The following is a 24,792-nucleotide window of genomic DNA, read 5'->3' as shown; positions in this document are numbered from 1 at the left end:
GTCACACCTTGCAGCTCTGGCCCGAGGCCACGCGCGGGAAGGTCTTGACCACGCGGAAGCCCTGCGCGTCCACATCGGCCAGGTAGATGTCCTGCTCCACATGGCGGTTGTGCATGGTGACCGCGCCGCGCGGGCCGGTGTAGCTGGCGCCTTCGCTGGCGGCGTCCATCTTCGCGGGATCGAGGCTTCCGGCCTTGCGGACGATGGCGTCCATCATGAGGAAGCCTTCGTAGGTGGATTCGGCCAGCCCGTTGAGCGCGGGCGCCTGCGCGCCGAAGCGTGACGCGTAGGCCTGGGCGAAGGCCTTGGCGCCGGGGGTGTCGATGCGCGCGAAATAGCCGGAGCTGGAGTACAGGTTGCGCGCATTGGCCACGCCGATGCCGGCCAGCGTGTTCTCCTCGATCAGCGTGCCCAGTCGCAGTGCCTTGTCGGCCAGGCCGAAGCTGGCGAAGGCCTTGTTGAAGTTGACCGAGGCGCCGCCCACCAGCGACACCAGCACCGCGTCGGCGCCGCTGTCGCGGATGCGGGCCAGCGTGGCGTCGAAGTTGTCCACGGTGAAGGGCAGGTATTCGTCGCCCACCACCTGCGCGCCGGTCTGGGCGATGTAGGTCTTGGCGGTGGCGTTGGTGTTGCGGCCCCAGATGTAGTCGTTGCCCACCAGGTACCACTTGGTCGGCTTGCGCTCGGCCGCCAGCCAGGGAATGACGGGCTGCAGCTGCTGCTGCGGCGTCTCGCCGTTGACGTAGGTGGCGCGGGCGCATTCGCCGCCCTCGTAGATCGGTGTGTAGAAGTAGGGCACCTGCCCTTTGAAGAGGCCGACCAGCGCGCCGCGCACGGCGCTGTCGTGCATGCCCACGACGGCGGCGGCGCCCGAGCCCTTCCAGAGCTTGAGCGCGGTTTGCGCGGCCTCGGCCGGCGGCAGTCCGGCATCGCCGAACAGCAGCTCCAGCTTGCGCCCCAGGATGCCGCCGCGGGCATTGAGCGTCTCGGCGGCCAGCTGGGCGCAGGCCTTGGCCGACGGGCCGAACAGGCCGGCCGGCCCGCTCTGCGGGATGAGCACGGCCACCTTGAGCGGCGTCTCGGCCAGCGCGGGCGCCAGGGCCAGGGTGGCGCCGGTGGCGGCGCCGCTGCGGATGAAGTCTCGACGGTTCATGGAATCCTCCTCGTGAAGCCAGGGAACGGGGTGGCGCGCGATGGCCTTCTCAGGCGAGCGGCGGCACGGCGGGCGGGGGCAGCACGCGCTCGATCGCGGCGCCCATGGCGAGCAGGCGGCGGTCGCTGCCAGTCGGGCCGTCCAGCGCCAGGCCCACGGGCAGCCCGTCGGGCCCTACGCCGGCAGGCAGGCTCAGCCCGGGAATGCCGGCATTGCTGCCCGGATCGGTGTTGCGGATGTAGGTCAGGAAGGCCGGCTGCGGCGTGCCCAGGAATTCCACCTCGCCGCCCGCCAGCAGCGGCCGCGCGGTCAGCGGCGCGGTGGGAAAGGCCAGCGCCTCCACCTGCGCCTGCGCAAAGGCGTCGCGGTACATCGCCTGCAGCCGTTCGCGGGCCGCCAGGGCCTCGCGGTAGGCGGCCTCGGGCACGCCTTCCTTCAGCAGCGGTTGCAGCAGGCCGGCCACGTCGGGGCTGCCGATGCCGGCGAGCAGCGCGGGCAGGTCGACGTCGTGGCCGGCTTCTCGCAGGTAGTCCGGCATCTGGGCCATGAATTCGTAGAGCGCCACCGGAAAGCCGACGGCGGCATTGAGTGCGTCCAGCTCGGGCAGGGCCACCTCGACCAGCACCACGCCGGCACGCTCCAGCGCCTCCCGGGCCTGGGCCATCACGGCGGTGACCGAGGCGTCGCAGGCATCCCAGAAGCGCTGCGCCGGCAGGCCCAGGCGCAGGCCGCGCAGCGGGACGTCGGCCAGCGGCGTGGTGTCCTGCGCCATCACGGTGTCGAGCAGGGCCAGGTCGTGCACGCTGCGGGCCATGGGCCCGGCGGTGTCGCGGGTGGCCGAGATGGGCGCGATGCCCGCGCCCGGAATGCGCCCCACCGTGGGCCGCAGGCCGGCGATGCCGCACAGCGCGGCCGGCAGCCGCACCGAGGCGCCGGTGTCGGTGCCCAGGGCGGCGGGCACCAGCCCGGCGCTCACCACCACGGCGCTGCCGCCGCTGCTGCCGCCGGGAATGCAATCGGGCGCCCAGGGGTTGCGGATGCGGCCGGTGACGGCGTTGTCGCTGGAGATGCCGAAGGCCAGCTCGTGCATGCCGGCCTTGCCGGCCACGACGGCGCCCGCCGCCCGCAGGCGGCGTGCCACCTCGGCGTCGGTGCGCGGGCGACGGCCGTGCAGCGCGCCCGTGCCGGCGCCGGTGGGCAGGTCGGCGGTGCCGATGTTGTCCTTGAGCGCGAGCGGGATGCCCGTGAGCGCCGGCGCGTCGCCGCGGGCCAGTACGGCGTCGGCCCGCGCGGCCTGGGCCAGGAAGGGAGCCGGGTCGAAGTCCACGTAGCCGTTGAGGTGGGCCAGTTGCCGCGTGCGGGCGGCGAGGGCCTGCGCCAGCTCGACGGCGCTGAAGTGCTTCTGCGCGAGGCCCTGTTGCAGTTCGGCGATGCCGAGCCGGTGGAGCGGTTGCGGGTTTTCCATAGGCGAAGGGTGGGCGCACGGGGGTGCCGCCGGACGGCCGGCACGCGTACGCTCCGAGGGAGTTGATGCAGCGAGAGGCTACCCAGCAGCCGCTTTCCAGGCACCCGTCGAGATTGACGGGACGCGCAGCGGCGAAGATGGCTGCATCTGGCACGACGGTTGCTGCATCCGCTGCCACCGGCATCGGCCGGCGCCCGACCCGCCCCCTTTCACGCCCAGCACCAGCGATGTACCTCTCGAATGACCAAGTGGCGGCACTGTCCGAGTGCTACCGGGTGCTCGCGAGCGCGGACGACCTGCACGAGCTGCGGCACCTGCTGGCCCCCGCGCTGGCGCGGGCGCTCCGGGCGCAGTCGCTGGTGTCGCGCGACTTCGATGCCGACAGCCGTCGCTATGCCATCAGCTTCGCGCACAACCTGGACGAGGCCCACGCGCAGCGCTACGAGGCGCACTTCCAGTTCTGCGATCCGATCACGCCCGTGCTCCAGCCGCTGCGCTGCGGCGGCTTCGCGCATGCCCTGCCGCGGGCGCAGCTGGTGCGCACCGAGTTCTACAACGACTTCCTGCGGCCCTACGAGATGCACCGCGGGCTCAACCTCTACGCCTGCGACGGCGACACCTTCGTCGGCGACATGCTGGCCTTCCGCAGCGAACGCCAGCCCGAGTTCGAGGACGGCGAACTGGCCATCCTGCGGATGCTGGAGCCGTCGTTCACGGCAGCGCTGCTGCGCCTGCGCAAGGTCCGCACGGCGCCGCTGGCGGCCGTGGTGGACGACGCGGCGCTGCTGGGCGTGCTGGCCCGCCAGTCGCTGACGCCGCGTGAGGCGGAGGTGGCGCTGCTGGTGTTCCGCGGCTGTGCCGACAAGGAGATCGCCCGCAGCCTGCAGCTGCAGCCGACCACGGTGCGCTACTACCTCAACAACGCGGCCGACAAGCTGGGCGCCCGGGGCCGGGCGCGGCTGGCCCACCGTGTCTCGCAGCTGGCCGCGGCACCGGTGGCGGCCGGCGTCCGGACGCACTGACGCCAGCGCTGCACGCACGCGTGCGTGCCCTGGGCAGGCGCCGCCCGCAGGCGGCGCGGTCTTGCGCCCGCCTCGCCCGGCGCTTCACGGGCCCCTTCCATAATCGGCCGGATGCCGACCCCGCCCGCCGACGACCTGCTCCGCATCCACACCTACGCCGCCATCGAACCCGGCCCCCGGCTGCTGGTGATGGGCGGCGTGCATGGCGACGAGACGGGCGGCACCGTCGGCATCGAGCGCCTGAAGGCCGAACTGGACAGCGGCGCGCTGGGCCTGGCGCGCGGCCGGCTGACGCTGGTGCCGGTGGCCAATCCGATGGCGCGGCGTCTGCTGCGGCGCGAGGGCGAGCGCAACCTCAACCGCGCCTTCCGCCCGCGCGCCGAGCCCCGCGACTACGAGGACCGGCTCACCAACGTGCTGGCGCCGGTGATCGCGCAGCACGAGGTGCTGCTGGACCTGCATTCCTTCGAGAGCCCCGGCGAGGCCTTCGCCATGATCGGCCCGCGCGACAACCCCGACCCGCTGGAGCCCTTCGCGCGCGCCGAGGAGGAAGGCCGCCTTGCGCTGCACATCGGCACGCCCACCATCGTGGAAGGCTGGCTGGACATCTATGCCGCGGCGATCGCGCGCCGTGCCGGCGGCGTCGCGCCGTCCGAGGACGAGATCGACTACGGCCGTGGCACCAACGAGTACATCCGCAACTGCGGCGGCTACGGCGTGACGCTGGAGTGCGGCCAGCACCGCGACCCGCAGGCACCCGAGGTGGCCTGGCAGGCCATCCGCCGCACGCTGGCGCTGCTGGGCATGGCGCCGCTGCCCGGGGGCCTGGCCGCGCATCCCCCGGCACGGCCGCGCCTGCTGCGGCTGCGCGATGTGACCGACCGGCTGCACGAGGGCGATGTCTTCGTGCGCGAGTGGGCCACCTTCGACGCCGTGAAGGCGGGCGAGCTCATCGCCCGCCGCCACGACGGCAGCGAGGTGCGGGCCGCGGGGGACGGCCACATCGTGTTCCCCAACCCGCTCGCGCGGGTGGGCACCGAGTGGTTCTACTTCGCCACGCCCAGCGAGCGCGTGTTGGGTTGACCCAGCAGCCGCTCAGGCCGCCGGCCGCAGGCGCGTCACCAGCGTCTGCAGCGCATGCCGCACGGTCGCGGCGCGCACGGCGGCGCGGTCGCCGGTGAACAGGCGCCGCTCCGTCCAGCACTGGCCGTCCAGCGACCAGCCGAACCACACGGTGCCCACCGGCTTCTCGGCCGAGCCGCCGCCCGGGCCGGCCACGCCGGTGACGGCCACCGCCGCCTGAGCGAGGGAGTGCGCGACGGCGCCTTCGGCCATCGCCCGCGCCACCGGCTCGCTCACCGCGCCATGGGCGGCGATGACATCGGCCGGCACGCCCAGCATCTGCGTCTTGGCCTCGTTGGAATAGGTGACGAAGCCGCGCTCGAACCAGGTGCTGGAGCCGGCCAGGTCGGTGCAGGCCCCGGCGATCAGGCCGCCGGTGCAGCTTTCGGCGGTGGCCAGCATGCGGCCGCTGGCGCCCAGCAGTTCGGCCAGTTGGCGCACCAGCACGGGCAGATCGGGCGCCTCGTCGGCGGCAGGCGGGACGGGGGCGATGATCATGGTCGTGTGCCTCGAATCGGGTGCGAAGGGCCTGGCCGGTTCACCACAGCGCGCGGGCCAGGGCGATCACCAGCAGCGTGCAGAAGGCGGCCACCAGGTCGTCCAGCAGGATGCCCAGGCCCGACAGGGCCCAGCGCGGCGCTGTCGGGTCGTGCGGGATGAGCCGGTCGGCCCAGCCCACCGGGCCGGGCTTGGCGGCATCGAACAGGCGGAACAGCGCAAAGGCCACGATCTGGGCCAGCAGTCCGGCCGGCAGCAGCAGCCACAGCACCAGCCAGATGGCCGCGATCTCGTCCCAGACCACGGCGCCGGGGTCGGGCACGCGAAGATTGCGTGCGGTGACGGTGCAGGCCCACCAGCCCAGGGGCCAGGCGGCGAGCGCCAGCACGCCCATGGCGAAGGGGGACAGCACCTGCGCCAGGAGCACGAAGGCCGCCCAGCCCCACAGCGTGCCGACCGTGCCGGGCGCCAGGCGCGACAGGCCGGCGCCGAAGCCGAGGGCGATGACATGGGCCGGGTGGGCACGCAGGAAGGCCCAGGTGGGCCGAACGGGCGGCAAGGGCGATGTCCCGGCAGGGGCAGCGGAGAAGGCGTGTGCCTCGGGTGGAGAAGACGGAGCAGCGGACATGAGCCGCCGATGGTAGACCCGGACACCCCGCACGGGTGCCCGGGCGGCAGCCCTTTCAGCCTGCGGCGACCGTCTGCGTGCTGCGGCCGGCCAGCTGCGCCAGCAGCGCCGCCGGATCGGCCGGCAGCCGATCGCCGCGCCAGGCCACATGCTGGTCGGTGCGCACCAGCAGCAGCGCATGGGCGTAGGCCGCGGGCAGCGGGCCGGCGGCCACCGGATCCACCACCGTGAGCGGCATGTCCAGCGCCTTGGCCGCGGCCTGCAGCGGCGCCACGTCCACCGCCGGGTCCAGTCGCAGCAGGGTGTAGCCCTGGCCCAGCAGGTCGTAGAGCGAGCCGCCGTCCGCCAGCCAGAAGTGCGGCGCCCGGCAGCCGGGCACCGTCGAGGGCGTGAAGTCGCCCATCGAGTAGGCGGGCGGCTGGGCGCCGTCGTCCACGATCAGCGGAGAGCCGGCGTAGAAGTAGCCGAAGTTCAGGCCCGCGCAGCAGAACTGCTGCACGTTCAGGTCGTAGGCCTCGCGGCCCACGCGTTCGCGCTCCGCGTCGGCTTCGGGGCCCTGGGCTTCGATGTCGGGCGGTACGGCGCCGCGGGCGCGGATCATCTTCTGCGCATGGTCCATGGCGAAGTGCGACACCTGCTCGGTGATCGGCTGACGCTCGGCCTGGTAGGCGTCGAGGATGGCCTCGCCGCCCCAGCCGTGCAGCCGGGCCGACAGCAGCCAGGCCAGGTTCACCGCATCGGCAATGCCCGCGTTCATGCCGTAGCCGGCATAGGGCACCCACAGGTGCGCCGCGTCGCCGGCGATGAACACGCGGCCGGCGCGCAGCCGGTCGGCCACCAGGCGGCGGCCCACCCAGTCCTCGCGGCTGATGACCTCGTAGTGGAAGTCGGGGCCCACGCCGAGGATGGCGCGGATCGACCAGTCCCGGTCCACCGCGTCGAAGTCGGCCTCGTGCGGATGCAGGTGGTTGTGCACCAGCCAGTCCTGCCGGCCGTCGATGGCGAAGACGGTGCCGCAGCGTTCGGGGTTGACGGCATAGCAGCACCAGGCGTCCTTGTCCGTCAGCAGAGCCTTGAGCCCCGGCGCGCGGATGAAGGTGGACTGCACGCGCTGGATCACCGGCGTGCCTTCGAGCTTGGCGCCCATGGCCTTGCGCACGCCGGAGCTGCCGCCGTCGCAGCCCACGAGGTAGCGGGCGCGCAGCTGTCGGGTGGCGCCGCTTTCCAGGTCGAGCAGCGTGGCGGTCACGCCGTCCTCGTCCTGCACGAACTCGGCCACCTGCGTGCGGTTGAACAGCTGCACGCCGGGCTGCGCCGCGGCATGGTCGAGCAGGATGGGTTCCAGGTAGATCTGGTTGATGCGGTGCGGCGGCTCCGGCGTGGGCCACCAGCCGTCGGGGCCGGCGGTGTCGGTATAGCGCGTGCTGCGGCCCGGGATGGGGATGCGCGTGAGTTCGGTGCCGGTCACGCGGGTGCGGAACACCACGTCGTTCGGGTAGTCGGCCGGCAGTCCGGCATCGCGCAGCCGCGCGGCCACGCCCAGCCGGCGCAGCTGCTCCATGGTGCGGGCCGAGACATGGTTGCACTTGACGCTGGGCGGCTCGCCATAGCGGCGCAGTTCGGCCACGGCCACGCGATGGCCGCGCTGTGCCAGATCGGTCGCCAGCGTCAGGCCGACGGGGCCGCCGCCGACGATGAGCACGTCGGCGTCGAAGGGGGCGGAGGATCGGGAAGAAGTCATGGTCTGGGTTCTGTCAATCAAGCTTGATTTGCGCCGTGCGGATCACCTGGCCCCACTTGCGCGTCTCGCTCTGGATATAGCGCTCGAAGGCCTGCGGCGTGTCGGGTGCCGGCTCCACGCCCTGGGCGCGCATGGCGGCCTGGTTCTGCGGATCGCGCAGCGCAAAGTTGATGGCCTCGTTGAGCTGCGTGACGATGGCCGTCGGCATCGCAGCCGGCGCGACCACGCCGAACCAGCCGGTGGCGTCGTAGCCGGGCAGGCCGGCCTCGGCCAGCGTGGGCACCTCGGGCAGCGAGGGCAGGCGCTGCGGGCTGGTCACGCCGAAGGCGACCAGCTTGCCGGCGCGGATCTGCTGCAGTGCGGCCGGCAGGTCGACCATGGCCAGCGGCACCTGGCCGGCGATGGCATCGATGGCCGCCGGGCCCGAGCCGCGGTAGGGCACGCCCACCACCTTGGCCTCGGCCATCTGCTCGAACAGGGCGGTGGCCAGGTGCATCGCCGTGCCGTTGCCGCCATGGCCCACGGAGAGGCCGCCCGGCTTGGTGCGGGCCAGCGCGATCAAGTCGCGCAGGTTGCGCGCCGGCACCGACGGGTGGCCCACCAGCACGAAGGGAATGGCCGCCAGCATGCCCACGGGCTTGAGGTCCTTGAGCGGGTCGAAGGGCATCTGCGCATACAGGCTGGAGTTGGCCGACAGCGCGCCCGCCGCGCCCACGCCCAGCGTGTAGCCGTCGCCCGGTGCCTTGGCCACCAGCGTGAGGCCGACGTTGCCGCCAGCACCCGGCCGGTTGTCCACCACCACCTGCTGGCCCAGCTTCTCGTTGAGGCGGGGCGTGAGCAGGCGCACCACCGCATCGGCGCTGCCGCCGGGCGGGAAGGTGACGACCAGGCGGATGGGCTTGTCGGGCCAGTTGCCCTGGGCGCGGGCGGCCAGCGGCGCGGCCAGCAGCGCCGCCAGCGCGGCCAGGCCCGCGCGCCGCGTCAGGCCGGCGGCATGTTCTGTCGTCATCGATCTGTCTCCTGTTTTTGTCGAGGCCGCATTGAAGCGCGTCAACATTCATTCGTAAATCGAGAAATTCGAATGAAAATTTCAGGTCACCTGATGAATCATTCCTTCACGCCCACCATCCGCCAGCTGCGTGCCTTCGTCGCCGTCTACCAGTCGGGCCGGCTGGGCACGGCCGCGCAGCGGCTGTTCGTCACCCAGTCGGCGGTGAGCATGCTGCTGCGACAGCTGGAGGAAGGCCTCGACACGCGCCTCTTCGACCGCACCACGCGCTCGCTGCAGCCCACCGCCGCCGCCACCGACATGCTGCCCACGGCCGAGCGCATCCTGCGCGACGTCGATGCCCTGGCGGGCGGCTTCCGCGACCTGGCCACGCTGGAGCGCGGCCGGGTGGCGGTGGCCATCACGCCCACGCTGGCCGGCTTTCTGCTGCCGGAGGTGGTGCGGCGCTTCGGCGAGTCGCACCCCGGCGTGCGGGTGGTGGTGGACGACTGCGCGCCCGACCAGTTCGTGGCGCGCGTGCTGGGAGAGCATGTGGACTTCGGCCTGGGCACACCCGAGCGGCCCGGCGCCGACATCGAGACCGAACCGCTGCTGCGCGACCACCTGGCCTTCGTCTGCCGCCGCGACCATCCGCTGGCCGGGCGCCGCAGCATCCGCTGGACTGACCTGGCCGGCCATCCGGTGATCACCTCGCGCGGCGGCTACGGCGTGCGCCAGACGGTGGACGTGACGGCTGCCCGCGCCGGCGTGGCGCTGGAGGTGGCGGGCGAGGTGAGCTTTCTGTCCACCGCGCTGTGGATGACGGCCAGCGGCCTCGGGCCGTCGGTGATGCCCTCAGCCTTCGCGCGGGCGCGGGGCGATGCCGAGCTGGCGGTGATCCCGCTTTCGGCGCCGCGGGTGTCGCGCGACATCTCGGTGGTGACGCGGCGCGGGCGCTCGCTGTCGGCGGCCAGCCGCAGCTTCATCGAGATGCTGCGGGCGCAGTGGGGTTGAGCCGACGCCCGGCGCCCGGCGCCGTTCAGCCGAAGTGGTCGAAGGACGCGAAGCGCTGGTCGACCGGGTGGCCTTGCGCATCCACCACGCGCAGCCCCGGCTCCGCTTCGATGCGGCCGATGCGCGTCACCACCACACCGGCCGCGCGGGCCGCGGCTTCGACGTCGGCCGAGCGATCCGCGGGCGCCGTGAACGCCAGCTCGTAGTCGTCGCCGCCGGCCAGCGTCAGGCTGCGCTGCATGGCGGCATCCAGCGCCACGGCGCCGCGGGCGGCCAGCGTGCCGGCCACGGCGTCGGCGTCGAGCGTGGCGCCCACGCCGCTGGCGCGCAGCACATGGCCCAGGTCGCCGGCCAGGCCGTCGCTGATGTCGATGGCACTGGTGGCGATGCCGCGCAGCGCCAGGCCGAGTGCCACGCGCGGCGTGGGCTGCTCCATGCGGGCCCGGGCGGCGGCGAAAACGGCCTCGGGCACAGAGAGCCGGCCGCGGAAGACTTCCAGGGCGAGCCGTGCGTCGCCCAGCGTGCCACTCACCCAGAGCTCGTCGCCCGCCCGCGCGCCACTGCGCAGCAATGCGCCGCCGCGCGGCACCTCGCCGAAGACGGTGATGCACAGGTTGAGCGGTCCGCGCGTGGTGTCGCCGCCCATCAATTGGCAGCCGTGCGCATCAGCCAGCGCGAACAGGCCCTGCGCGAGGCCGGCCAGCCAAGCCTCGTCCACCGAGGGCAGCGACAGCGCCAGCGTGAAGGCCAGCGGTCGCGCGCCGCAGGCGGCCAGGTCGCTCAGGTTGACGGCCAGTGCCTTGTGGCCGAGCAGCGCCGCATCGACCGTGGAGAGGAAGTGCCGGCCCTCGACCAGCATGTCGGAGGAGACGGCCAGCTGCATGCCCGGCGCGAGGTCCAGCAGCGCGCAGTCGTCGCCCACGCCCAGCGCCACCGCGGCACCGGGCACGGCCGGGCGCTGGAAGAACTGGCGGATCAGATCGAATTCACCCACGGCGATCAGCCCACCGGCGTGCGGAAGCGCTCGGCCGCCTGGCGCACCACCTCGGCCAGCAGCCGTTCGCGGCCCTGGCGCTCGCGCAGCCAGCGGGCGTCGTTCTGGCTGGCCTCGACCGAGCTGCGCAGCCGGCCGAAGGCGCGGGTGGCGTCGAGCACGGCGGCATGCGGCTCCAGCATGGTCATGGTGCGAAGGATGTGCTCGCGCAGGGGCATGTGCTCGCCGGTGGCCGGGTCCACGTACACGGCGTCCAGGCCGAAGCGGCAGGCCTGGAAGCGGTTGTAGGTGTAGACCAGGTAGTCGTCCTCGCTGGGCACGAAGGGCTGCTCCTGCAGGAAGTACGCCGCCAGCGTCTGCACATAGCCGGCCAGCGACGCGGCGCGCTCCACCGTGAGCGGCGTGTCGAAGACGCGGATCTCGATGGTGCCGTACTCGGGCTTGGGCCGGATGTCCCAGTAGAAGTCCTTCATGCTCTTGACCACGCCGGTGCGGGTCATGCGCGCGAAGTAGCCCTCGAACTCCTTCCACGACAGCGTGAAGGGCGCCCGGCCCGACAGCGGGAAGGCGAAGACGGAGTTGAGCCGGGCCGAGTCGAACTGCGTGTCCTGCCCCTGCACGTAGGGGCTGGAGGCCGACAGCGCGATGAAGTGCGGGATGTAGCGGCTCATGCGGTGCAGCATCAGCAGCGCCGAATCGGCGTCGGGACAGCCCACGTGCACATGCTGGCCGAAGATGGTGAACTGCTTCGACAGGTAGCCGTAGAGCTCCGACAGCTGGCGGAAGCGCGGCTTGTCGTAGATGCGCTGCTCGTGCCACTGCTGGAAGGCATGCGTGCCGCCGCCCAGCACCGCGATGTTGAGCTTGCCGGCCACCTTGACCAGCGCGTCGCGCAGCGGCCCCAGCTGCTGCAGCACCTCTTCCGCCGAATGGCAGACATCGGTGGAGATCTCGATCATGCTCGAGGTCATCTCGGGCACCACGCTGCCGCGCAGGTCGAACTGGGCCATGCCGCGCAGCATGTCCTCGGCATAGGGCGCGAGGTCGTAGTCGTGGGTGTTGACCAGCTGCAGCTCCAGCTCCACGCCGAGCGACAGCGCCTTGGAGCTGCGGAAGGGCTCCAGCGGCACCACGCGGGCATCGGCCTCGCGCTGGGCGCGCGTCGGCTCGGCCGTCGGGGGCGAGAAGGGCGAAGGGGGGTTGTCCAGCGGGCTCATGGCTTTTCCTTCGACGTCGATGGGGCCGGACGGGCATTCATCGCTGTGTGTCCTCGGGGGCGGTGAAGGCCTCGGGGGCCCAGGGTCGCGAGCTTTCCCTGGCGCCGTAGAGGGCGATGGTGGCCAGCACCGCGCCCAGCACCTCCATGAGCAGGATGGCCGGCAGCGCCACCTGCGTGATCAGGTGGCCCAGCAGCGGCGAGGCGGTGACGAAGCCCGACGCGATCAGCAGCGCAATGGACGACAGCGGCGCCATCGCGCAGCCGATCCACAGCGCCTGGCGCCAGCTGGTGCCGCTGCCCGGATTGGCCAGCGCCACGCCAGCGATCTTGGCCACGGCGCGGGCGCCGATCAGCGCCAGCACCACGGTGGCGACCGTGAGGTTCCATTCGGCCTGGGCCGCGACGATGGACACCAGCACGAACATCAACATGGTCACCAGCGACGCCGCGGTGCCCAGCTGACGCGGCCAGACCCAGGGCCGCGGGTTCAGGCCCTTGAGCAGCACGCCGCCGATCAGCGCCGCCAGCGGTGCCGCGCCGCCCCAGGCGCTGGCCACGGCCGCGCCAGCACCGATGATTGCCAGCAGCAGGATCGAGGTGTTCTCGCTCGTCGGGCTCATCACCCGCAGCGCCGAGCGCAGCGCCAGCGCCATCACGGCGCCCACCACGAAGGACAGGCCCAGCACCGTCAGGATCGGATGGAAGTTCTCCATGAAGCCCTGCGGCGTGTTCTCCAGCCGGCCCGCGAAGACATAGGCCAGCGTCAGCGCATACAGCGTGTTGAGGGTGGACAGCGCCAGCGCCCGCTCGGTGACGGGTCCGGAGGCGCGGATGTCGATCACCACCCGCGACAGCACGGCCGGCGAGGCCGCCACCGCGATCAGCGCCAGCGGGGCGATCACCGAGGGCGGCACGTCGAAGGCGCGCAGCGTCCACCAGACGGCGGCGAAGGTCAGGCCCGACTCGGCCAGGCTCTGCGCCAGCACCATCGGGTTGCGGCGGAACCAGCCCAGCGGCAGGCGTCCGCCGGCCTCGAAGAGCACGATGGCCACGCCCAGCTCCATCAGGTACAGGGCCGTACCCTGCAGCGGCCACACCGCGCCCTCGAAGCCGGCCAGGCCCACCACGGTGCCCACCAGCGAATAGCCCACCACCTTGGGCAGGCCCATGTAGCGTTGCACGAGATGGCCTGCGGCGGCGGCTGCGGCGATCAGCAGGGCCCACCACACGGTGGGCAGGCCGGCTGTCGGTCGCATCCAGCTGGACAGGAAGCCCAGCAGGTCGGAAGGAAGAAGATTCATCGGGCTGGCAAAGGTCTGCGAAGGGCCGGACGGCATCGGCACCGCGCAGCGGCGTCCTGGTCGTCCGTTCCTTCTGACTGGGCCCGCGGCGCCAGCGCGCGGTCGGGTCCCGGGGTCATCGGCGCCGCAGCGCCGGGCGATCCTCAGTGCAGGATGCGCGGGCCGGGGTCGGAACCCGTTCCGGCGTCGAGCACGAAGGCGGCGATGGGCACGTCGAAGCGTTCGGCGTCCTCGCTCACCACGAAATAGCTGCCGCGCATCGTACCGCTGGCCGCCTTGAGCTGGCAGCCGCTGGTGTAGCGGAAGGACTGGCCCGGCGACAGCAGCGGCTGGCGTCCCACCACGCCCAGGCCGCGCACCTCCTGCACATGGCCGGAGATGTCCTCGATCACCCAGTGGCGGGCGATCAGCTGGATCGGGAACAGCGCCACGTTGGTCACGGTGATCGTGTAGGCGAAGGCGTAGAGCCCCGTCTCCGGCGAGGACTGCTCGGGCAGGTAGCGAGGCTCGACCTCGACGCGCATCGGGTGCTGGGGCATGGCGCGGAATGTTAACAACGCGGGTCTTCCGGCCGGGTCCGCGGGTCAAGGGCGGGCCTGCGGCGAGAATCCGCGCCCATGACGACGAGCCGCCCCACGACCCACCGCATCGCCCCGTCCATCCTCTCGGCCGACTTCGCCCGGCTGGGCGCCGAAGTGAGCGACGTGATCGCCGCCGGCGCCGACTGGATCCATTTCGATGTGATGGACAACCACTACGTGCCCAACCTCACCTTCGGCCCGATGGTGTGCGAGGCGCTCAAGCCGCACGCCAAAACGCCCGACGGCCAGCCGGTGCCCATCGACGTGCACCTGATGATCCAGCCGGTCGACGCGCTGGCCGCCGCCTTCGCCAAGGCGGGTGCCGACTACATCAGCTTCCACCCCGACGCCTCGCCGCATGTGCACCGCAGCATCCAGGCCATCCGCGCGGCCGGCTGCAAGCCGGGGCTGGTGTTCAACCCGGCGGCCTCGCTGGAGGTGCTGGACTGGACGCTGGACGAGATCGACCTGGTGCTGATCATGAGCGTCAACCCCGGCTTCGGCGGCCAGAGCTTCATCGACTCGGCGCTGCGCAAGATCGAGCTGGTGCGCAAGCGCATCGACGCCAGCGGCCGCGACATCCGTCTGGAGGTGGACGGTGGCATCAAGGCCGACAACATCGCCCGCGTGGCCGCCGCCGGCGCCGACACCTTCGTGGCCGGCAGCGCGATCTTCAACGCGCCCGGCTACCGTACGGTGATCGACACCATGCGCGCCAACCTGGCCGGCTGACCGCCTTTCATCTCCGGAGCCCGTCGTGACGCTCGAAGCCATCCTGGCCTACCTGCACCTGCTCGCCATCCTCACGATGGTGGTGTTCATCTCCAGCGAGGCGGCGCTGTGCCGCATCGAATGGCTCAACGCCAAGGCGGTCGAGCGACTGGCCAAGGTCGACCTGATCTACGGCATTGCCGCCCTGGCGGTGTTGGCCACGGGCCTGGTGCGCACCTTCCTGGGCGTCAAGGGCAGCGCCTGGTACTGGACCAACCCGCTGCTGCATGTGAAGGTGACGCTGTTCGTGATCGTGGGGCTGATCTCGATCTTCCCCACGCTGACCTTCCGCCGCTGGCTGCGCGCCCAGCGCCGGGGCGGGGCCCTGCCGGGCGCCGAGGAGGTGCGGCGCACGCGCCGGCTGGTGATGGTGCAGGCGCACCTCATCGCGCTGATCCCGCTGTTCGCCGTCTTCCTGGCGCGCGGCTTCGGCAAGTGATCTGAGCGAGCGGGCAGCGCTGCCCGGCCGCAATGCGCCCAGCAAAAAGCCCGGCTTCGGCCGGGCTTCGTCTTTGGTGCGCGGGTGTATCTCAGGCGGCCTTGGCGCTCAGGCATTCCTTCATGAAGGCCTTGCGCTCGTCGCCCTTGAGGGTCTTGGCCTTGGGGTCGGCGTTGCAGCTCTTCATCTTGTCCTGCTGCGTGGCGGCCTTGGCCGGCTTGGCCGACAGGCACTGCTTCATGAAGGCCTTGCGCTCGTCGCCCTTCTTGTCGCCGGCGTCGGCGTTGCAGGTCTTCATCTTGCTTTGCTGCGCGGTCGGCGCCTTCTCGGCGGCCGCTGCCGCCGGGGCGGGGGTCTGGGCGAAGACGTTGAACGACAGGGCGGCGCCCAGGGCGATCAGGGAAGCGAGCTTTTTCATGGGGTGGTTGTCCTTCGGCTCAAGCGGCGCCGCTCGGGCGCCGGCCCGGCGGCGCCAGGCTTTCATGCAACGCGGTTCACAAAGGTTGCGATGACGACGAACGATGAAACGAAAGTTTGCAATCGCACCAGCGCGAGGCGAGGCGAGGCGATGCGGAGCGCGGCGCGGCGCGGCGAGCGGCCTGACGTGCCGCCGGGTCAGCCCGCGCCGGTCGATCCGCCTGCGCCGGCCGGTGCCGTTCCGCGGCCGATGGCGTGCGCCCATTCCAGGGCCTCGGCCTGGGCCTGGTTGAACAGGGCCGGCGAGAGGTCGGGGTGGGCCTGCAGGGCCTGGGCCAGCCCTTGCAGGTTGCCGCTTTCGCTGGCCTGCGCCAGGGCCAGCAACTCGCCCAGCAGCCCGGCGCCGTCGCGCAGGGCCCGGTCGATGGCCGGGGCCAGCCGCAGCGGGCCGAGGATGTCTTCCATGGCCAGCCCCACCACGGCGGGCATGAGCGACATCATCCCCACCATGAAGGCACCATCTGCCAGGCCCGCATCGCGCGGACGCAGCAACTGGGCCGCCGATTCCATGAGCCGGCCGCGGGTGGCGGCCATCAGCAGCAGGGGGCTGGCCGTGCCACCCCGGGCATCGGCGGCAAACAGCAGCAGTTGCACCCAGCGCTGCAGGTGGCGTCGGCCCAGCACCTGGATCACGTCGCGCAGCGAGGTGACCGCGCGCGTGGTCCCGGCGCCTGCGGCGTTGGCCATGCGCAGCAGGTTCATGGTCAGGCCGGGCTCGGGCTTGAGCGTTTCCTCCAGCGCACCGCTGTCGGCATCGGCGCCCAGCTGACCCATCAGCCGGATCAGCGTGTGCTGCGAATGACCCAGGCGGCGGCCGGCGATGATCGTCGGCCGTGCGAAGTGGTAGCCCTGGAAGAGCGAGAAGCCCAGCGCCAGGCAGGCGTCGAACTGCTCGCGCCGCTCCACCTTCTCGGCCAGCAGCAGGACCGCCGGTGCCGCCGCGCGGAGGCGCCGCACCAGCGGAGCCACGGCATCCGCGGCGAGGAGCAGCAGGTCGACCTTGACCACGCGCGCCAGCGGCAGCAGGGCGGCCGTGCGGGCATCGAAGTCCACCACGTCGTCCAGCGCCAGCGCGAAGCCCGCCTCGCGCAGGTGCAGGCAGCGCTGCAGCACGGCTGGCGTGGCGGGGACCGACTCCAGGATCTCCAGCACCACCGCCTGGCGGGGCAGCAGCTCCAGCACGTCGCTGAAGAGCAATTGGGTGTCGACGTTGATATAGGCGGGATGACCGTCCAGGGCATGGGCCATGCCCAGTTCGGCAAAGGCGTTGACGATCACCGTGGCCGTGGCCTGGGCGCCGTCGAGCACCTGGGCACCCGCGGCATGGCCACTGCGGAACAGCAGTTCATAGGCGTGCAGTTGCTGGTCCCGTCCCAGGATGGGCTGGCGGCCGATGTAGAGGGCCTCCGCGGCGTCGTGGCGCATCTTTTAGTGAATTTTTCTTAAAGGATCGTAAGCGTTTGCGCCCGGGGCGGCCTGGCACGCCCGCCTAAAATCCTTTGATGCTTACCGTCAAACAGGACCTTCTGGCGGCGCTGGCCCAGGTGCTCGAGCAGTTCGAGCCGGGCGCCGGCAGCCGGGCGGCCTTCGAATCCCCCAAAGTCGCCGCGCATGGCGACCTGGCCTGCACCGCGGCCATGCAACTGGCCAAACCCCTCAAGAAGAACCCTCGCCAGCTCGGCGAAGAGCTGCGCAATGCGCTGCTGGACACGCCCGCGTACGCGCGCTGGGTCGATGCCATCGAGATCGCCGGCCCCGGGTTCCTCAACATCCGCCTCAAGCCGGCGGCCAAGCAGCAGGTGGTGCACGAGGTGCTCGACGCCAGCGCCGGCTTCGGCAGCCAGCCGGTGCGCCCGGACGAGAAGGTGCTGGTCGAATTCGTCTCGGCCAACCCCACCGGCCCGCTGCACGTGGGCCACGGCCGCCAGGCCGCGCTGGGCGACGCCATCTGCAACCTGCTGACGACGCAGGGCCAGGCCGTGCACCGCGAGTTCTATTACAACGACGCGGGCGTTCAGATCGAGACGCTGACCAAGAGCACGCAGCTGCGCGCCAAGGGCTTCAAGCCGGGCGACGACTGCTGGCCCACCGATCCTGACAACCCCGCCAGCAAGGCCTTCTACAACGGCGACTACATCCAGGACATCGCCGACGACTTCCTGGCGAAGAAGACCGTCCGCGCCGACGATCGCGAGTTCACGGCCAACGGCGACGTCGACGACGCCGAGAACATCCGGCAGTTCGCCGTCGCCTACCTGCGCAACGAGCAGGACAAGGACCTGCAGGCCTTCAAGCTGCGCTTCGACCAGTACTACCTGGAGTCCAGCCTGTACACCAGCGGCCGGGTCGAGGCGACGGTGAACAAGCTGATCGAGGCCGGCAAGACCTACGAGCAGGACGGCGCCCTGTGGCTGCGCTCCACCGACTACGGCGACGACAAGGACCGGGTCATGCGCAAGAAAGACGGCACATACACCTACTTCGTGCCCGACGTCGCGTATCACATCGCCAAGTGGGAGCGCGGCTTCCACAAGGTGGTCAACATCCAGGGCACCGACCACCACGGCACCATCGCCCGGGTGCGTGCCGGCCTGCAGGCGGCCAACGTCGGCATTCCCGAGGGCTACCCCGACTACGTGCTGCACACCATGGTGCGCGTGGTGCGCGGCGGCCAGGAGGTCAAGATCAGCAAGCGCGCCGGCAGCTACGTGACGCTGCGCGACCTGATCGAATGGACCAGCACCGACGCCGTGCGCTTCTTCCTGCTCAGCCGCAAGCCCGACACCGAATACACCTTCGATGTCGACCTGGCCGTGGCCCAGAACAACGACAACCCCGTCTTCTACGTGCAGTACGCCCATGCGCGCATCTGCTCGGTGCTGGACAAGGAAGGCGTGGACGCCGCCGCCCTCAAGGGCACCGACCTCGCACCCCTGGCCACCGAGGCCGCCCAGCCGCTGATGCTGCTGCTGGCCAAATACCCCGAGATGTTGGCCGCCGCCGCGCGCGACTTCGCGCCGCACGACGTCACCTTCTACCTGCGCGAACTGGCCGCGGCGTACCACAGCTATTACGACGCCGAGCGCATCCTGGTGGACGACGTGCCCACCAAGCGCGCCCGCCTGGCGCTGGTGGCCGCGTGTGCGCAGGTGCTGGCCAACGGCCTGGCCGTGCTCGGCGTCAGCGCGCCGCGCAAGATGTGAGAGCCCGCACAATCCCACCCCGGCGCGCCGGTGGCGCTGCAGCAGCAAGGCAATCCATGAGATCCAGACAACAGGGCAATTTCGCCATCGGCCTTATCGTCGGGCTCGTGCTCGGCCTGGGCGTGGCGCTGGGCGTAGCGGTGTACGTCACCAAGGTGCCGATCCCGTTCATGACCAAGACCCAGCCGCGGGCCACCGACCAGGACGAGGCCGAGGCCCGCAAGAACCGCGACTGGGACCCGAACTCGCCCCTGTACGGCAAGCAGCAGCCCAAGCCGCCGGCCGCGCCGGGCGCGCCTGCGGGTGGCATCGCGCCGCCGGTGACCAATGCGCCGCCGGTACCCGCCATCGCGGCCCAGCCGGGCACCCCGCCGTCGACCGCCACGCCGCCGACGGCTGTCACGCCGGCCATGCCGCGCACCCCCGCGACCGCCGCCAAGCCGCCGGCCTCGGCCGATCCGCTGGGCGATCTGGCCCGCGCCCGCGCCGGCCTGCCCGCCAGCGGCGGCGATGCGGGCTCCGATCCTTTTGTGTACTTCGTGCAGGCGGGTGCCTTCCGCACCAGCGACGACGCTGAATCCCAGCGCGCCAAGCTGTCGCTGATGGGCGTGGAGGTGCGCGTCACCGAGCGCGAGCAGGCCGGCCGTCCCGTCTTCCGGGTGCGCGCGGGTCCGTACAGCAAGAAGGACGACGCCGACCGGCTGAAGGAACGACTGGACGGCGCCGGCTTCGACGCCGCCCTGGTGCGCGTCCAGCGCTGAGCGCCTTGCCCTGTTGCCGTCGGGCGCGGCAGATCGCCGGAACTCGCTGCCGCCCGACGTGCTCTGTGTCTGCATCCCTGTTGGAGAAATCGCTTGAAACGTCGTGACTTTTCGCTGGCCGCCGCGGCCGTGACGCTGGCCCCCCTGGCGGCCCATGCCCAGACCCCCGCCTCCGCCTTCAAGGCCGGCAAGGACTACGTGACGCTGGGCAAGCCGGCCCCGGTCGATGCGCCGGCCGGCAAGGTCGAGGTGGCCGAGTTCTTCTCGTACAACTGCCCGCACTGCGCTGCCTTCGAGCCCAAGCTCGAACCCTGGATCAAGAAGCTGCAGCCCTACGTGGCCTTCCGCCGCATCCCGGTGCCCTTCGTGGGCAACGACGTCGAGACCAAGCAGAAGCTCTACTACACGCTCGAGGCCATGGGCAAGGTCGACGAGTTCCAGATGAAGATCTTCCAGGCCATCCACGTCGACCGCCAACGCATCTTCGGCGACGCCGCCGTGATCGAGTGGGCCGGCAAGCAGCCTGGCCTGGACGCCAAGAAGTTCGAGGAAACCTTCAAGTCCTTCGGCGTCGCCGGCAAGGCCAAGCGTGCCAGCCAGATGACCGAGGCCTACCAGGTGGCCGGCGTGCCCGCCTTCGGGGTGGCCGGCCGCTACTATGTGGACGGCGACCTGGCCGGTTCGCTCGACCGCGCCCTGCAGATCGTGGAGGCCCTGGCGGCCGAATCGCGCAAGGCCTGAGCCGACGCCCCGCCCCAGCGCCCCGGCCCGCTTCGGCGGGCCTTTTCATTGCGGGTGTGCCGCGCGCCCTGCCGACGGTGCGCGCTACCGGAATGCAAGCGCGGGACATTCACCGCGGCCGCCGGTTTGAGACAAAGCCGGGCCTACAATCAAGAGCAAGTTCCGTGCCTTTATGACCCATCCCTCGCACTCCACGATCTCCCTTCCCTGGCGCCGCCTCGGCCGTGCCATGGTCCTCGTGGCCGCGCTGGGCCTGGCCGCCGCGGCCCAGGCCGAGAAGGCCGACCGCAACCAGCCGATGAACATCGAGGCCGACTCGCTGCGCTACGACGACCTGAAGCAGACCAGCATCTTCACGGGTCGGGTGGTGGTCACCAAGGGCACGCTGCTCATCCGCGGCACCCGCGTCGAGGTCCGGCAGGACCCGGAGGGCTACCAGTACGGCGTGGTCACCGCCGACCCGGGCCAGCGCGGCTACTTCAAGCAGCGCCGCGATGGCGGCAACGACGAGTGGATCGAGGGCGAGGGCGAGGTCATCGAGTACGACGGCCGCGCCGACACCGTCAAGTTCATCCGTCGCGCCGTCATGCGCCGGCTGACCGGCACCACCGTCACCGACGAGACCTCCGGCCCGCTGATCACCTACAACCAGACCAACGACACCTTCACCGTCAACGGCGCCCCGCCGCCGCCGGGCGGCACCCCGCAGCCGGGCGGTCGCGTGCGGGCCATCCTGTCGCCGCGCAGCACCGAGCCCACGCAGGTGCCGGCGCCCGGCCCGCGCACCGGCGCGCCGCTGCGCCAGAGCGGCTCGCTGTCGGGCCAGAACGGGGGCAGCCGGTGAGCGTCGCGGCGCCGGCCGGCGGCAGCCGGCTGCAGGCGCGTGGCCTGCAGAAGAGCTACGGCAGCCGCAAGGTGGTCAAGAACGTCTCGCTCGACGTGCAGAAGGGCGAGGTCGTCGGCCTGCTGGGCCCCAACGGCGCGGGCAAGACCACGTCCTTCTACATGATCGTGGGCCTGGTGCGGGCCGATGCCGGCCAGATCAGCATCGACGGCGAGGCCGTGGAGCACATGCCCATCCACCGCCGCGCGCGCATGGGCCTGTCGTACCTGCCGCAGGAGGCCTCGATCTTCCGCAAGCTGACGGTGCAGGAGAACGTGCGCGCCGTGCTCGAACTGCAGGAAGAAGCCGATGCCCGCGGCCGCATGGCGCCCCTCTCGCGCGACCGCATCGAGCAGCGTCTGTCCGAACTGCTGGCCGACCTGCGTGTCGACCATCTGCGCGACTCGCCGGCCCTGGCCCTGTCGGGCGGCGAGCGGCGCCGGGTGGAGATCGCCCGCGCGCTGGCCACGCAGCCGCGCTTCATCCTGCTGGACGAGCCCTTCGCCGGCATCGACCCCATCGCCGTGATCGAGATCCAGCGGATCATCAGCTTCCTCAAGGAGCGCGGCATCGGCGTGCTGATCACCGACCACAACGTGCGCGAGACGCTGGGCATCTGCGACCACGCCTTCATCATCAGCGACGGCCAGGTGCTGGCGCAGGGCACGCCCTCCGAGATCGTCGACAACGCCGAGGTGCGCCGCGTGTACCTGGGCGAACACTTCCGGATGTAGCCAGGGTGCCTGTTTCCGCGTTCCGTCCTTCCGGCGCTCCTCCCGTCCTGCCCGTGGCCGCGCACCCCGTGGGAGGCCGTCCATGAAGCAGGGCCTGTCGCTGCGCGTCTCGCAGCATCTGGCGCTTACGCCGCAGCTGCAGCAGTCGATCCGGCTGCTGCAGCTCTCGACGCTGGAGCTGAGCCAGGAGGTCGAGCAGATGCTCGACGACAACCCCTTCCTGGAGCGCCTGGCCGAAGAGGCGCCGCGCGAGGAGTTCGGCCTGGAGGCGGCCGACGCCCCCGTGCCTCGCGACGAGCGCGAGGACGGCACCGACTACGCCGCCACGGCCAGCGCCAGCAGCACGTCGAGCAGCACCAGCGACACCGCCGTGGCCGAGGCCGATGCGCCCGCCACCGACAGCTTCGACGCCGAACCCGACTGGGACGGCGACGGCACGGTGGAGTTCTCGCCCGACGACAGCGAATGGGGTGGCGACGCGCCCGCGCGCAACAACAGCAGCAGCCAGGACGACGACGAGCGTGCCGACGCCACCGAGCTGGCGCGCAGCCAGGAGTCGCTGCAGGCGCACCTGCACCGCCAGGCGCTGTCGCTGCGCCTGGCGCCCGAGGATTCGGCCGCGCTTCGCTTCCTGATCGAATCGCTCAACGACGACGGCTACCTCGAGGATTCGCTCCCGGCCCTGGCCTCCGCCCTGGCCGGCGACGACAACGACGAGTTCGACGAGCTGGTGCACCACTTCCAGGTGGCGCTGGGCCTGCTGCAGAGCCTGGACCCGCTGGGCGTGGGCGCGCGCGACCTGGGCGAATGCCTGGCCATCCAGCTGCGTGCCGGCGCCGACGAGGACGACAGCGACGAGGAAGACCAGGTCCGCAAGGTCGCCCTGGCCATCTGCAAGCAGCCCATGGACCTGCTGGCCAAGCGCGACTTCAAGCGCCTGGCCGTGCTCACCCGCAGCAGCGAAGACCTGGTGCGCCAAGCCTCTCAGCTGATTGCGCGGCTGGAGCCCAAGCCCGGTCGGCGCTTCGTCGATGTGGAGCGGCACGTGATCGTGCCCGACGTCATCGTCACCCGCAGCGGGCGGGGCGGCAACATCAAGTTCCGCGTGCAGCTCAACCCCGACGTGATGCCGCGGCTGCGCGTGCACGACATCTATGCCGGCGCGCTCAAGTCGCACAAGGGCGAGGGCAGCCAGGCCCTGAGCCAGCGGCTGCAGGAGGCGCGCTGGTTCATCAAGAACATCCAGCAGCGCTTCGACACGATCCTGCGCGTGTCCAACGCCATCGTCGAGCGGCAGAAGAACTTCTTCATCCACGGCGAGCTGGCCATGCGCCCGCTGGTGCTGCGCGAGATCGCCGACGAGCTGGGCCTGCACGAGTCCACGATCAGCCGGGTGACCACTGCCAAGTACATGTCCACACCCTTCGGCACGGTGGAGCTGAAGTACTTCTTCGGCTCGGCCCTGGGCACCGAGACGGGCGGCAACGCCTCCAGCACCGCAGTGCGGGCGCTGATCAAGCAGTTCGTGGGCTCGGAGAACGTCAAGAAGCCGCTGTCGGACAGCCAGATCTCGGACATGCTCAAGGAGCAGGGCATCGAATGCGCCCGCCGCACGGTGGCCAAGTACCGCGAGGCGCTGCGCATCGCGCCGGCCAATCTGCGCAAGGCGCTCTAGGAGCCGCCTTGTTCCTGGCCTGCACGCGGGCCGGGGTTCCGATCGGCGTGCCGGCGAATCGCGGTGGCCGGCCACCTCATTTTTTCGGACGACGAAGCCGTGAACGAACTGATCCTTTTCCTGCCCTGCGCCGCTGGCGTGGAAGACCTCCTGGCTGCGGAGGTGCATGCCATCACCGGCCGCAGTGGCGACGACCTGCGCGTGCTGCGCGCGGGCGTGCGGGTGATGGGCGCCTGGCGCGACGTGCAGGCCCTCAACCTGAAGAGTCGGCTGGCGCAGCGGGTGCTGGTGCAGCTGGCGCACCGGCCGTACCGCAACGAGGCCGACCTGTACGAGGCCGCCTCGGGCATCGCCTGGGAGATGTGGTTCCAGCCGCGGCAGACCTTCAAGGTCGAGCTCACGGCGCAGGGCAGCCCCCTCCAGAGCCTCAACTTCGCCACGCTCAAGATCAAGGACGCCATCGCCGACCGCTTCCGTGCCCGCGCGGGCGGCGTGCGGCCCAGCGTAGAGACGCGCTTTCCCGATGTGCGCGTCTTCGCCCACCTGACGGCCGAGGACGTGACGCTCTACATCGACACCAGCGGCGAGCCGCTGTTCAAACGCGGCTGGCGCGTGGACAAGGGCGATGCCCCGCTCAAGGAGACCCTGGCCGCCGCCATGCTGGCCGCCAGCGGCTGGTGGGACCCGGAGACGGGTGCCGTCTCCGATCAGCCGCTGTACGACCCCTGCTGCGGCAGCGGCACCATCCCCATCGAGGCGGCGCTGCTGGCCGCGGGCGTGCCTGCAGGTGCGTCGCGGCGCTTCGGTTTCGAGGCGCTGCTGCTGCACCGCGCCGAGCTCTGGCGCGCGATGCGCGAGGAGGCGCTGGCGCAGGCCGACGCGCGACCGGCGGGCCCGGTGCGCGTCTTCGGCAGCGACGTGTCGCACCGCATGGTCGACTTCGCGCAGCGCAACGCCGAGCGCGCTGGCGTGACCGACCGGCTGCAACTGCGCGGCGGCGACGCGCTGCAGCGCATGCCCCCGGTCGAGGGCGGCGGCGTGATCCTGCTCAACCCGCCGTACGGCGAGCGCATCGCCGTGGGCGGCGTGGCCGGTTCCAATGCAGGGCGGCGGGGCCAGGGTGGGCGCGAGGTGGCGCAGACCGAATCGGGCGCCGACGGCGGCGACGATTTCTTCCCGCAACTGGCCACGCACTGGAAGCGCAACTTCGCCGGCTGGACGGCCTGGGTGCTCACGCCCGACATGAAGCTGCCGCAGCGCATGCGTCTGAAGGAGTCGCGCCGCGTGCCGATGTGGAACGGGCCCATCGAATGCCGGCTGCTGCGCTTCGACATGGTGGCGGGTTCGGCGCGCACGGCGCCGGCGGCATGACGCCGCGTCAG

The 24,792-nt window shown here is 71.4% G+C and carries 24 protein-coding genes; 12 read left to right on the top strand and 12 right to left on the bottom strand.

Annotated elements, in window-relative coordinates; translation table 11 throughout:
• Nucleotide 1 precedes the first annotated feature (1 nt).
• Together DFR41_RS01740 and iaaH are read right to left on the bottom strand one after the other, a co-directional pair.
• The gene (locus tag DFR41_RS01740) at nucleotides 2-1,153 is read right to left on the bottom strand and encodes a substrate-binding domain-containing protein (RefSeq protein WP_114801464.1); all 1,152 of its coding nucleotides are present in this window, start codon (nucleotides 1,151-1,153) and stop codon (nucleotides 2-4) included.
• A gap of 49 nt (nucleotides 1,154-1,202) precedes the next feature.
• On the bottom strand, nucleotides 1,203-2,618 hold the full coding sequence (iaaH, locus tag DFR41_RS01735) for an indoleacetamide hydrolase (protein ID WP_114801463.1): 1,416 nt from the start codon (nucleotides 2,616-2,618) through the stop codon (nucleotides 1,203-1,205).
• Between the two features lie 227 nt (nucleotides 2,619-2,845).
• Here iaaH and DFR41_RS01730 point away from each other — a divergent pair, with 227 nt between their 5' ends.
• On the top strand, nucleotides 2,846-3,640 hold the full coding sequence (locus DFR41_RS01730) for a helix-turn-helix transcriptional regulator (RefSeq protein WP_170159302.1): 795 nt from the start codon (nucleotides 2,846-2,848) through the stop codon (nucleotides 3,638-3,640).
• Between the two features lie 111 nt (nucleotides 3,641-3,751).
• Nucleotides 3,752-4,723 (top strand): succinylglutamate desuccinylase/aspartoacylase family protein, encoded by a 972-nt coding sequence (locus tag DFR41_RS01725; protein WP_114801461.1) that lies wholly within the window; start codon nucleotides 3,752-3,754, stop codon nucleotides 4,721-4,723.
• A gap of 12 nt (nucleotides 4,724-4,735) precedes the next feature.
• Here the strand turns inward: DFR41_RS01725 and DFR41_RS01720 are convergent, their stop codons facing one another.
• The 4 genes from DFR41_RS01720 to DFR41_RS01705 are packed head-to-tail and all read right to left on the bottom strand — an operon-like array spanning nucleotide 4,736 to nucleotide 8,638.
• Nucleotides 4,736-5,260: a CinA family protein gene (locus DFR41_RS01720; protein WP_114801460.1), complete on the bottom strand. Its 525-nt coding sequence runs from the start codon at nucleotides 5,258-5,260 to the stop codon at nucleotides 4,736-4,738.
• Nucleotides 5,261-5,300: 40 nt separating this feature from the next.
• A complete protein-coding gene (locus DFR41_RS01715; RefSeq protein ID WP_081682035.1) occupies nucleotides 5,301-5,888 on the bottom strand; it encodes a phosphatidylglycerophosphatase A family protein in 588 nt (195 codons plus the stop codon).
• Between the two features lie 55 nt (nucleotides 5,889-5,943).
• The gene (locus tag DFR41_RS01710; RefSeq protein ID WP_017760799.1) at nucleotides 5,944-7,629 is read right to left on the bottom strand and encodes an FAD-dependent oxidoreductase; all 1,686 of its coding nucleotides are present in this window, start codon (nucleotides 7,627-7,629) and stop codon (nucleotides 5,944-5,946) included.
• Nucleotides 7,630-7,642: 13 nt separating this feature from the next.
• Complete coding sequence (locus DFR41_RS01705) at nucleotides 7,643-8,638, bottom strand: tripartite tricarboxylate transporter substrate binding protein (protein WP_114801459.1); 996 nt, start codon at nucleotides 8,636-8,638, stop codon at nucleotides 7,643-7,645.
• A 93-nt stretch (nucleotides 8,639-8,731) separates the two neighbouring features.
• Between DFR41_RS01705 and DFR41_RS01700 the strand changes: the two genes are divergently transcribed.
• The gene (locus tag DFR41_RS01700) at nucleotides 8,732-9,631 is read left to right on the top strand and encodes a LysR family transcriptional regulator (protein WP_114801458.1); all 900 of its coding nucleotides are present in this window, start codon (nucleotides 8,732-8,734) and stop codon (nucleotides 9,629-9,631) included.
• A gap of 25 nt (nucleotides 9,632-9,656) precedes the next feature.
• On the opposite strand, the gene thiL is transcribed toward DFR41_RS01700, so the two are convergent.
• The 4 genes from thiL to apaG all read right to left on the bottom strand — a co-directional run bounded on the left by thiL (nucleotide 9,657) and on the right by apaG (nucleotide 13,684).
• The gene (gene thiL, locus DFR41_RS01695) at nucleotides 9,657-10,625 is read right to left on the bottom strand and encodes a thiamine-phosphate kinase (RefSeq protein ID WP_114801457.1); all 969 of its coding nucleotides are present in this window, start codon (nucleotides 10,623-10,625) and stop codon (nucleotides 9,657-9,659) included.
• Between the two features lie 5 nt (nucleotides 10,626-10,630).
• Complete coding sequence (locus DFR41_RS01690) at nucleotides 10,631-11,755, bottom strand: YbdK family carboxylate-amine ligase (RefSeq protein ID WP_043116248.1); 1,125 nt, start codon at nucleotides 11,753-11,755, stop codon at nucleotides 10,631-10,633.
• Between the two features lie 124 nt (nucleotides 11,756-11,879).
• The gene (locus DFR41_RS01685; RefSeq protein ID WP_043116250.1) at nucleotides 11,880-13,145 is read right to left on the bottom strand and encodes a cation:proton antiporter; all 1,266 of its coding nucleotides are present in this window, start codon (nucleotides 13,143-13,145) and stop codon (nucleotides 11,880-11,882) included.
• 143 nt (nucleotides 13,146-13,288) lie between these two features.
• A complete protein-coding gene (apaG, locus tag DFR41_RS01680) occupies nucleotides 13,289-13,684 on the bottom strand; it encodes a Co2+/Mg2+ efflux protein ApaG (RefSeq protein ID WP_017762174.1) in 396 nt (131 codons plus the stop codon).
• A gap of 78 nt (nucleotides 13,685-13,762) precedes the next feature.
• Between apaG and rpe the strand changes: the two genes are divergently transcribed.
• Together rpe and DFR41_RS01670 are read left to right on the top strand one after the other, a co-directional pair.
• Nucleotides 13,763-14,458 carry a ribulose-phosphate 3-epimerase gene (gene rpe, locus DFR41_RS01675; protein ID WP_114801456.1) on the top strand — a complete coding sequence of 232 codons (696 nt, stop codon included), beginning with the start codon at nucleotides 13,763-13,765 and terminating at the stop codon, nucleotides 14,456-14,458.
• 25 nt (nucleotides 14,459-14,483) lie between these two features.
• Nucleotides 14,484-14,936: a DUF2214 family protein gene (locus DFR41_RS01670; protein ID WP_017762172.1), complete on the top strand. Its 453-nt coding sequence runs from the start codon at nucleotides 14,484-14,486 to the stop codon at nucleotides 14,934-14,936.
• Between the two features lie 91 nt (nucleotides 14,937-15,027).
• Here DFR41_RS01670 and DFR41_RS01665 read toward each other — a convergent pair whose 3' ends face one another.
• Nucleotides 15,028-15,354: a PsiF family protein gene (locus DFR41_RS01665; RefSeq protein WP_017762171.1), complete on the bottom strand. Its 327-nt coding sequence runs from the start codon at nucleotides 15,352-15,354 to the stop codon at nucleotides 15,028-15,030.
• Between the two features lie 197 nt (nucleotides 15,355-15,551).
• The gene (locus DFR41_RS01660) at nucleotides 15,552-16,838 is read right to left on the bottom strand and encodes an EAL and HDOD domain-containing protein (RefSeq protein WP_114801455.1); all 1,287 of its coding nucleotides are present in this window, start codon (nucleotides 16,836-16,838) and stop codon (nucleotides 15,552-15,554) included.
• 77 nt (nucleotides 16,839-16,915) lie between these two features.
• Here DFR41_RS01660 and argS point away from each other — a divergent pair, with 77 nt between their 5' ends.
• The 7 genes from argS (at nucleotide 16,916) to DFR41_RS01625 (ending at nucleotide 24,781) form a co-directional block, all read left to right on the top strand.
• Entirely contained in the window at nucleotides 16,916-18,616 is a 1,701-nt protein-coding gene (argS, locus tag DFR41_RS01655; RefSeq protein ID WP_114801454.1) for an arginine--tRNA ligase, read from the top strand.
• 56 nt (nucleotides 18,617-18,672) lie between these two features.
• Nucleotides 18,673-19,377 carry an SPOR domain-containing protein gene (locus tag DFR41_RS01650; protein WP_114801453.1) on the top strand — a complete coding sequence of 235 codons (705 nt, stop codon included), beginning with the start codon at nucleotides 18,673-18,675 and terminating at the stop codon, nucleotides 19,375-19,377.
• A 93-nt stretch (nucleotides 19,378-19,470) separates the two neighbouring features.
• The gene (locus DFR41_RS01645) at nucleotides 19,471-20,118 is read left to right on the top strand and encodes a thiol:disulfide interchange protein DsbA/DsbL (protein ID WP_017759091.1); all 648 of its coding nucleotides are present in this window, start codon (nucleotides 19,471-19,473) and stop codon (nucleotides 20,116-20,118) included.
• A 172-nt stretch (nucleotides 20,119-20,290) separates the two neighbouring features.
• A complete protein-coding gene (gene lptA, locus DFR41_RS01640) occupies nucleotides 20,291-20,962 on the top strand; it encodes a lipopolysaccharide transport periplasmic protein LptA (RefSeq protein ID WP_114801452.1) in 672 nt (223 codons plus the stop codon).
• On the top strand, nucleotides 20,959-21,735 hold the full coding sequence (gene lptB, locus DFR41_RS01635; RefSeq protein ID WP_114801451.1) for an LPS export ABC transporter ATP-binding protein: 777 nt from the start codon (nucleotides 20,959-20,961) through the stop codon (nucleotides 21,733-21,735). Before lptA ends, lptB begins: the two co-directional genes overlap by 4 nt.
• 82 nt (nucleotides 21,736-21,817) lie before the next feature.
• Nucleotides 21,818-23,410 carry an RNA polymerase factor sigma-54 gene (locus tag DFR41_RS01630; protein WP_114801450.1) on the top strand — a complete coding sequence of 531 codons (1,593 nt, stop codon included), beginning with the start codon at nucleotides 21,818-21,820 and terminating at the stop codon, nucleotides 23,408-23,410.
• Nucleotides 23,411-23,509: 99 nt separating this feature from the next.
• On the top strand, nucleotides 23,510-24,781 hold the full coding sequence (locus DFR41_RS01625) for a THUMP domain-containing class I SAM-dependent RNA methyltransferase (RefSeq protein WP_114802146.1): 1,272 nt from the start codon (nucleotides 23,510-23,512) through the stop codon (nucleotides 24,779-24,781).
• Nucleotides 24,782-24,792: the final 11 nt, after the last annotated feature.

This window comes from Pseudacidovorax intermedius, from assembly GCF_003350475.1.
GTDB classification, from domain to species: domain Bacteria; phylum Pseudomonadota; class Gammaproteobacteria; order Burkholderiales; family Burkholderiaceae_C; genus Xenophilus; species Xenophilus intermedius.
The sequence above is the reverse complement of the archived record's forward strand: the minus strand, read 5'-3'. Positions and strand labels throughout refer to the sequence as shown.

Coding starts and splice junctions, on each gene's coding strand:
- DFR41_RS01740 (WP_114801464.1), bottom strand. CDS start 1,153: ATGAACCGTCGAGACTTCATCCGCAGCGGCGCCGCCACCGGCGCCACC.
- iaaH (WP_114801463.1), bottom strand. CDS start 2,618: ATGGAAAACCCGCAACCGCTCCACCGGCTCGGCATCGCCGAACTGCAA.
- DFR41_RS01730 (WP_170159302.1), top strand. CDS start 2,846: ATGTACCTCTCGAATGACCAAGTGGCGGCACTGTCCGAGTGCTACCGG.
- DFR41_RS01725 (WP_114801461.1), top strand. CDS start 3,752: ATGCCGACCCCGCCCGCCGACGACCTGCTCCGCATCCACACCTACGCC.
- DFR41_RS01720 (WP_114801460.1), bottom strand. CDS start 5,260: ATGATCATCGCCCCCGTCCCGCCTGCCGCCGACGAGGCGCCCGATCTG.
- DFR41_RS01715 (WP_081682035.1), bottom strand. CDS start 5,888: ATGTCCGCTGCTCCGTCTTCTCCACCCGAGGCACACGCCTTCTCCGCT.
- DFR41_RS01710 (WP_017760799.1), bottom strand. CDS start 7,629: ATGACTTCTTCCCGATCCTCCGCCCCCTTCGACGCCGACGTGCTCATC.
- DFR41_RS01705 (WP_114801459.1), bottom strand. CDS start 8,638: ATGACGACAGAACATGCCGCCGGCCTGACGCGGCGCGCGGGCCTGGCC.
- DFR41_RS01700 (WP_114801458.1), top strand. CDS start 8,732: ATGAATCATTCCTTCACGCCCACCATCCGCCAGCTGCGTGCCTTCGTC.
- DFR41_RS01685 (WP_043116250.1), bottom strand. CDS start 13,145: ATGAATCTTCTTCCTTCCGACCTGCTGGGCTTCCTGTCCAGCTGGATG.
- apaG (WP_017762174.1), bottom strand. CDS start 13,684: ATGCCCCAGCACCCGATGCGCGTCGAGGTCGAGCCTCGCTACCTGCCC.
- rpe (WP_114801456.1), top strand. CDS start 13,763: ATGACGACGAGCCGCCCCACGACCCACCGCATCGCCCCGTCCATCCTC.
- DFR41_RS01665 (WP_017762171.1), bottom strand. CDS start 15,354: ATGAAAAAGCTCGCTTCCCTGATCGCCCTGGGCGCCGCCCTGTCGTTC.
- DFR41_RS01660 (WP_114801455.1), bottom strand. CDS start 16,838: ATGCGCCACGACGCCGCGGAGGCCCTCTACATCGGCCGCCAGCCCATC.
- argS (WP_114801454.1), top strand. CDS start 16,916: ATGCTTACCGTCAAACAGGACCTTCTGGCGGCGCTGGCCCAGGTGCTC.
- DFR41_RS01650 (WP_114801453.1), top strand. CDS start 18,673: ATGAGATCCAGACAACAGGGCAATTTCGCCATCGGCCTTATCGTCGGG.
- lptA (WP_114801452.1), top strand. CDS start 20,291: ATGACCCATCCCTCGCACTCCACGATCTCCCTTCCCTGGCGCCGCCTC.
- DFR41_RS01630 (WP_114801450.1), top strand. CDS start 21,818: ATGAAGCAGGGCCTGTCGCTGCGCGTCTCGCAGCATCTGGCGCTTACG.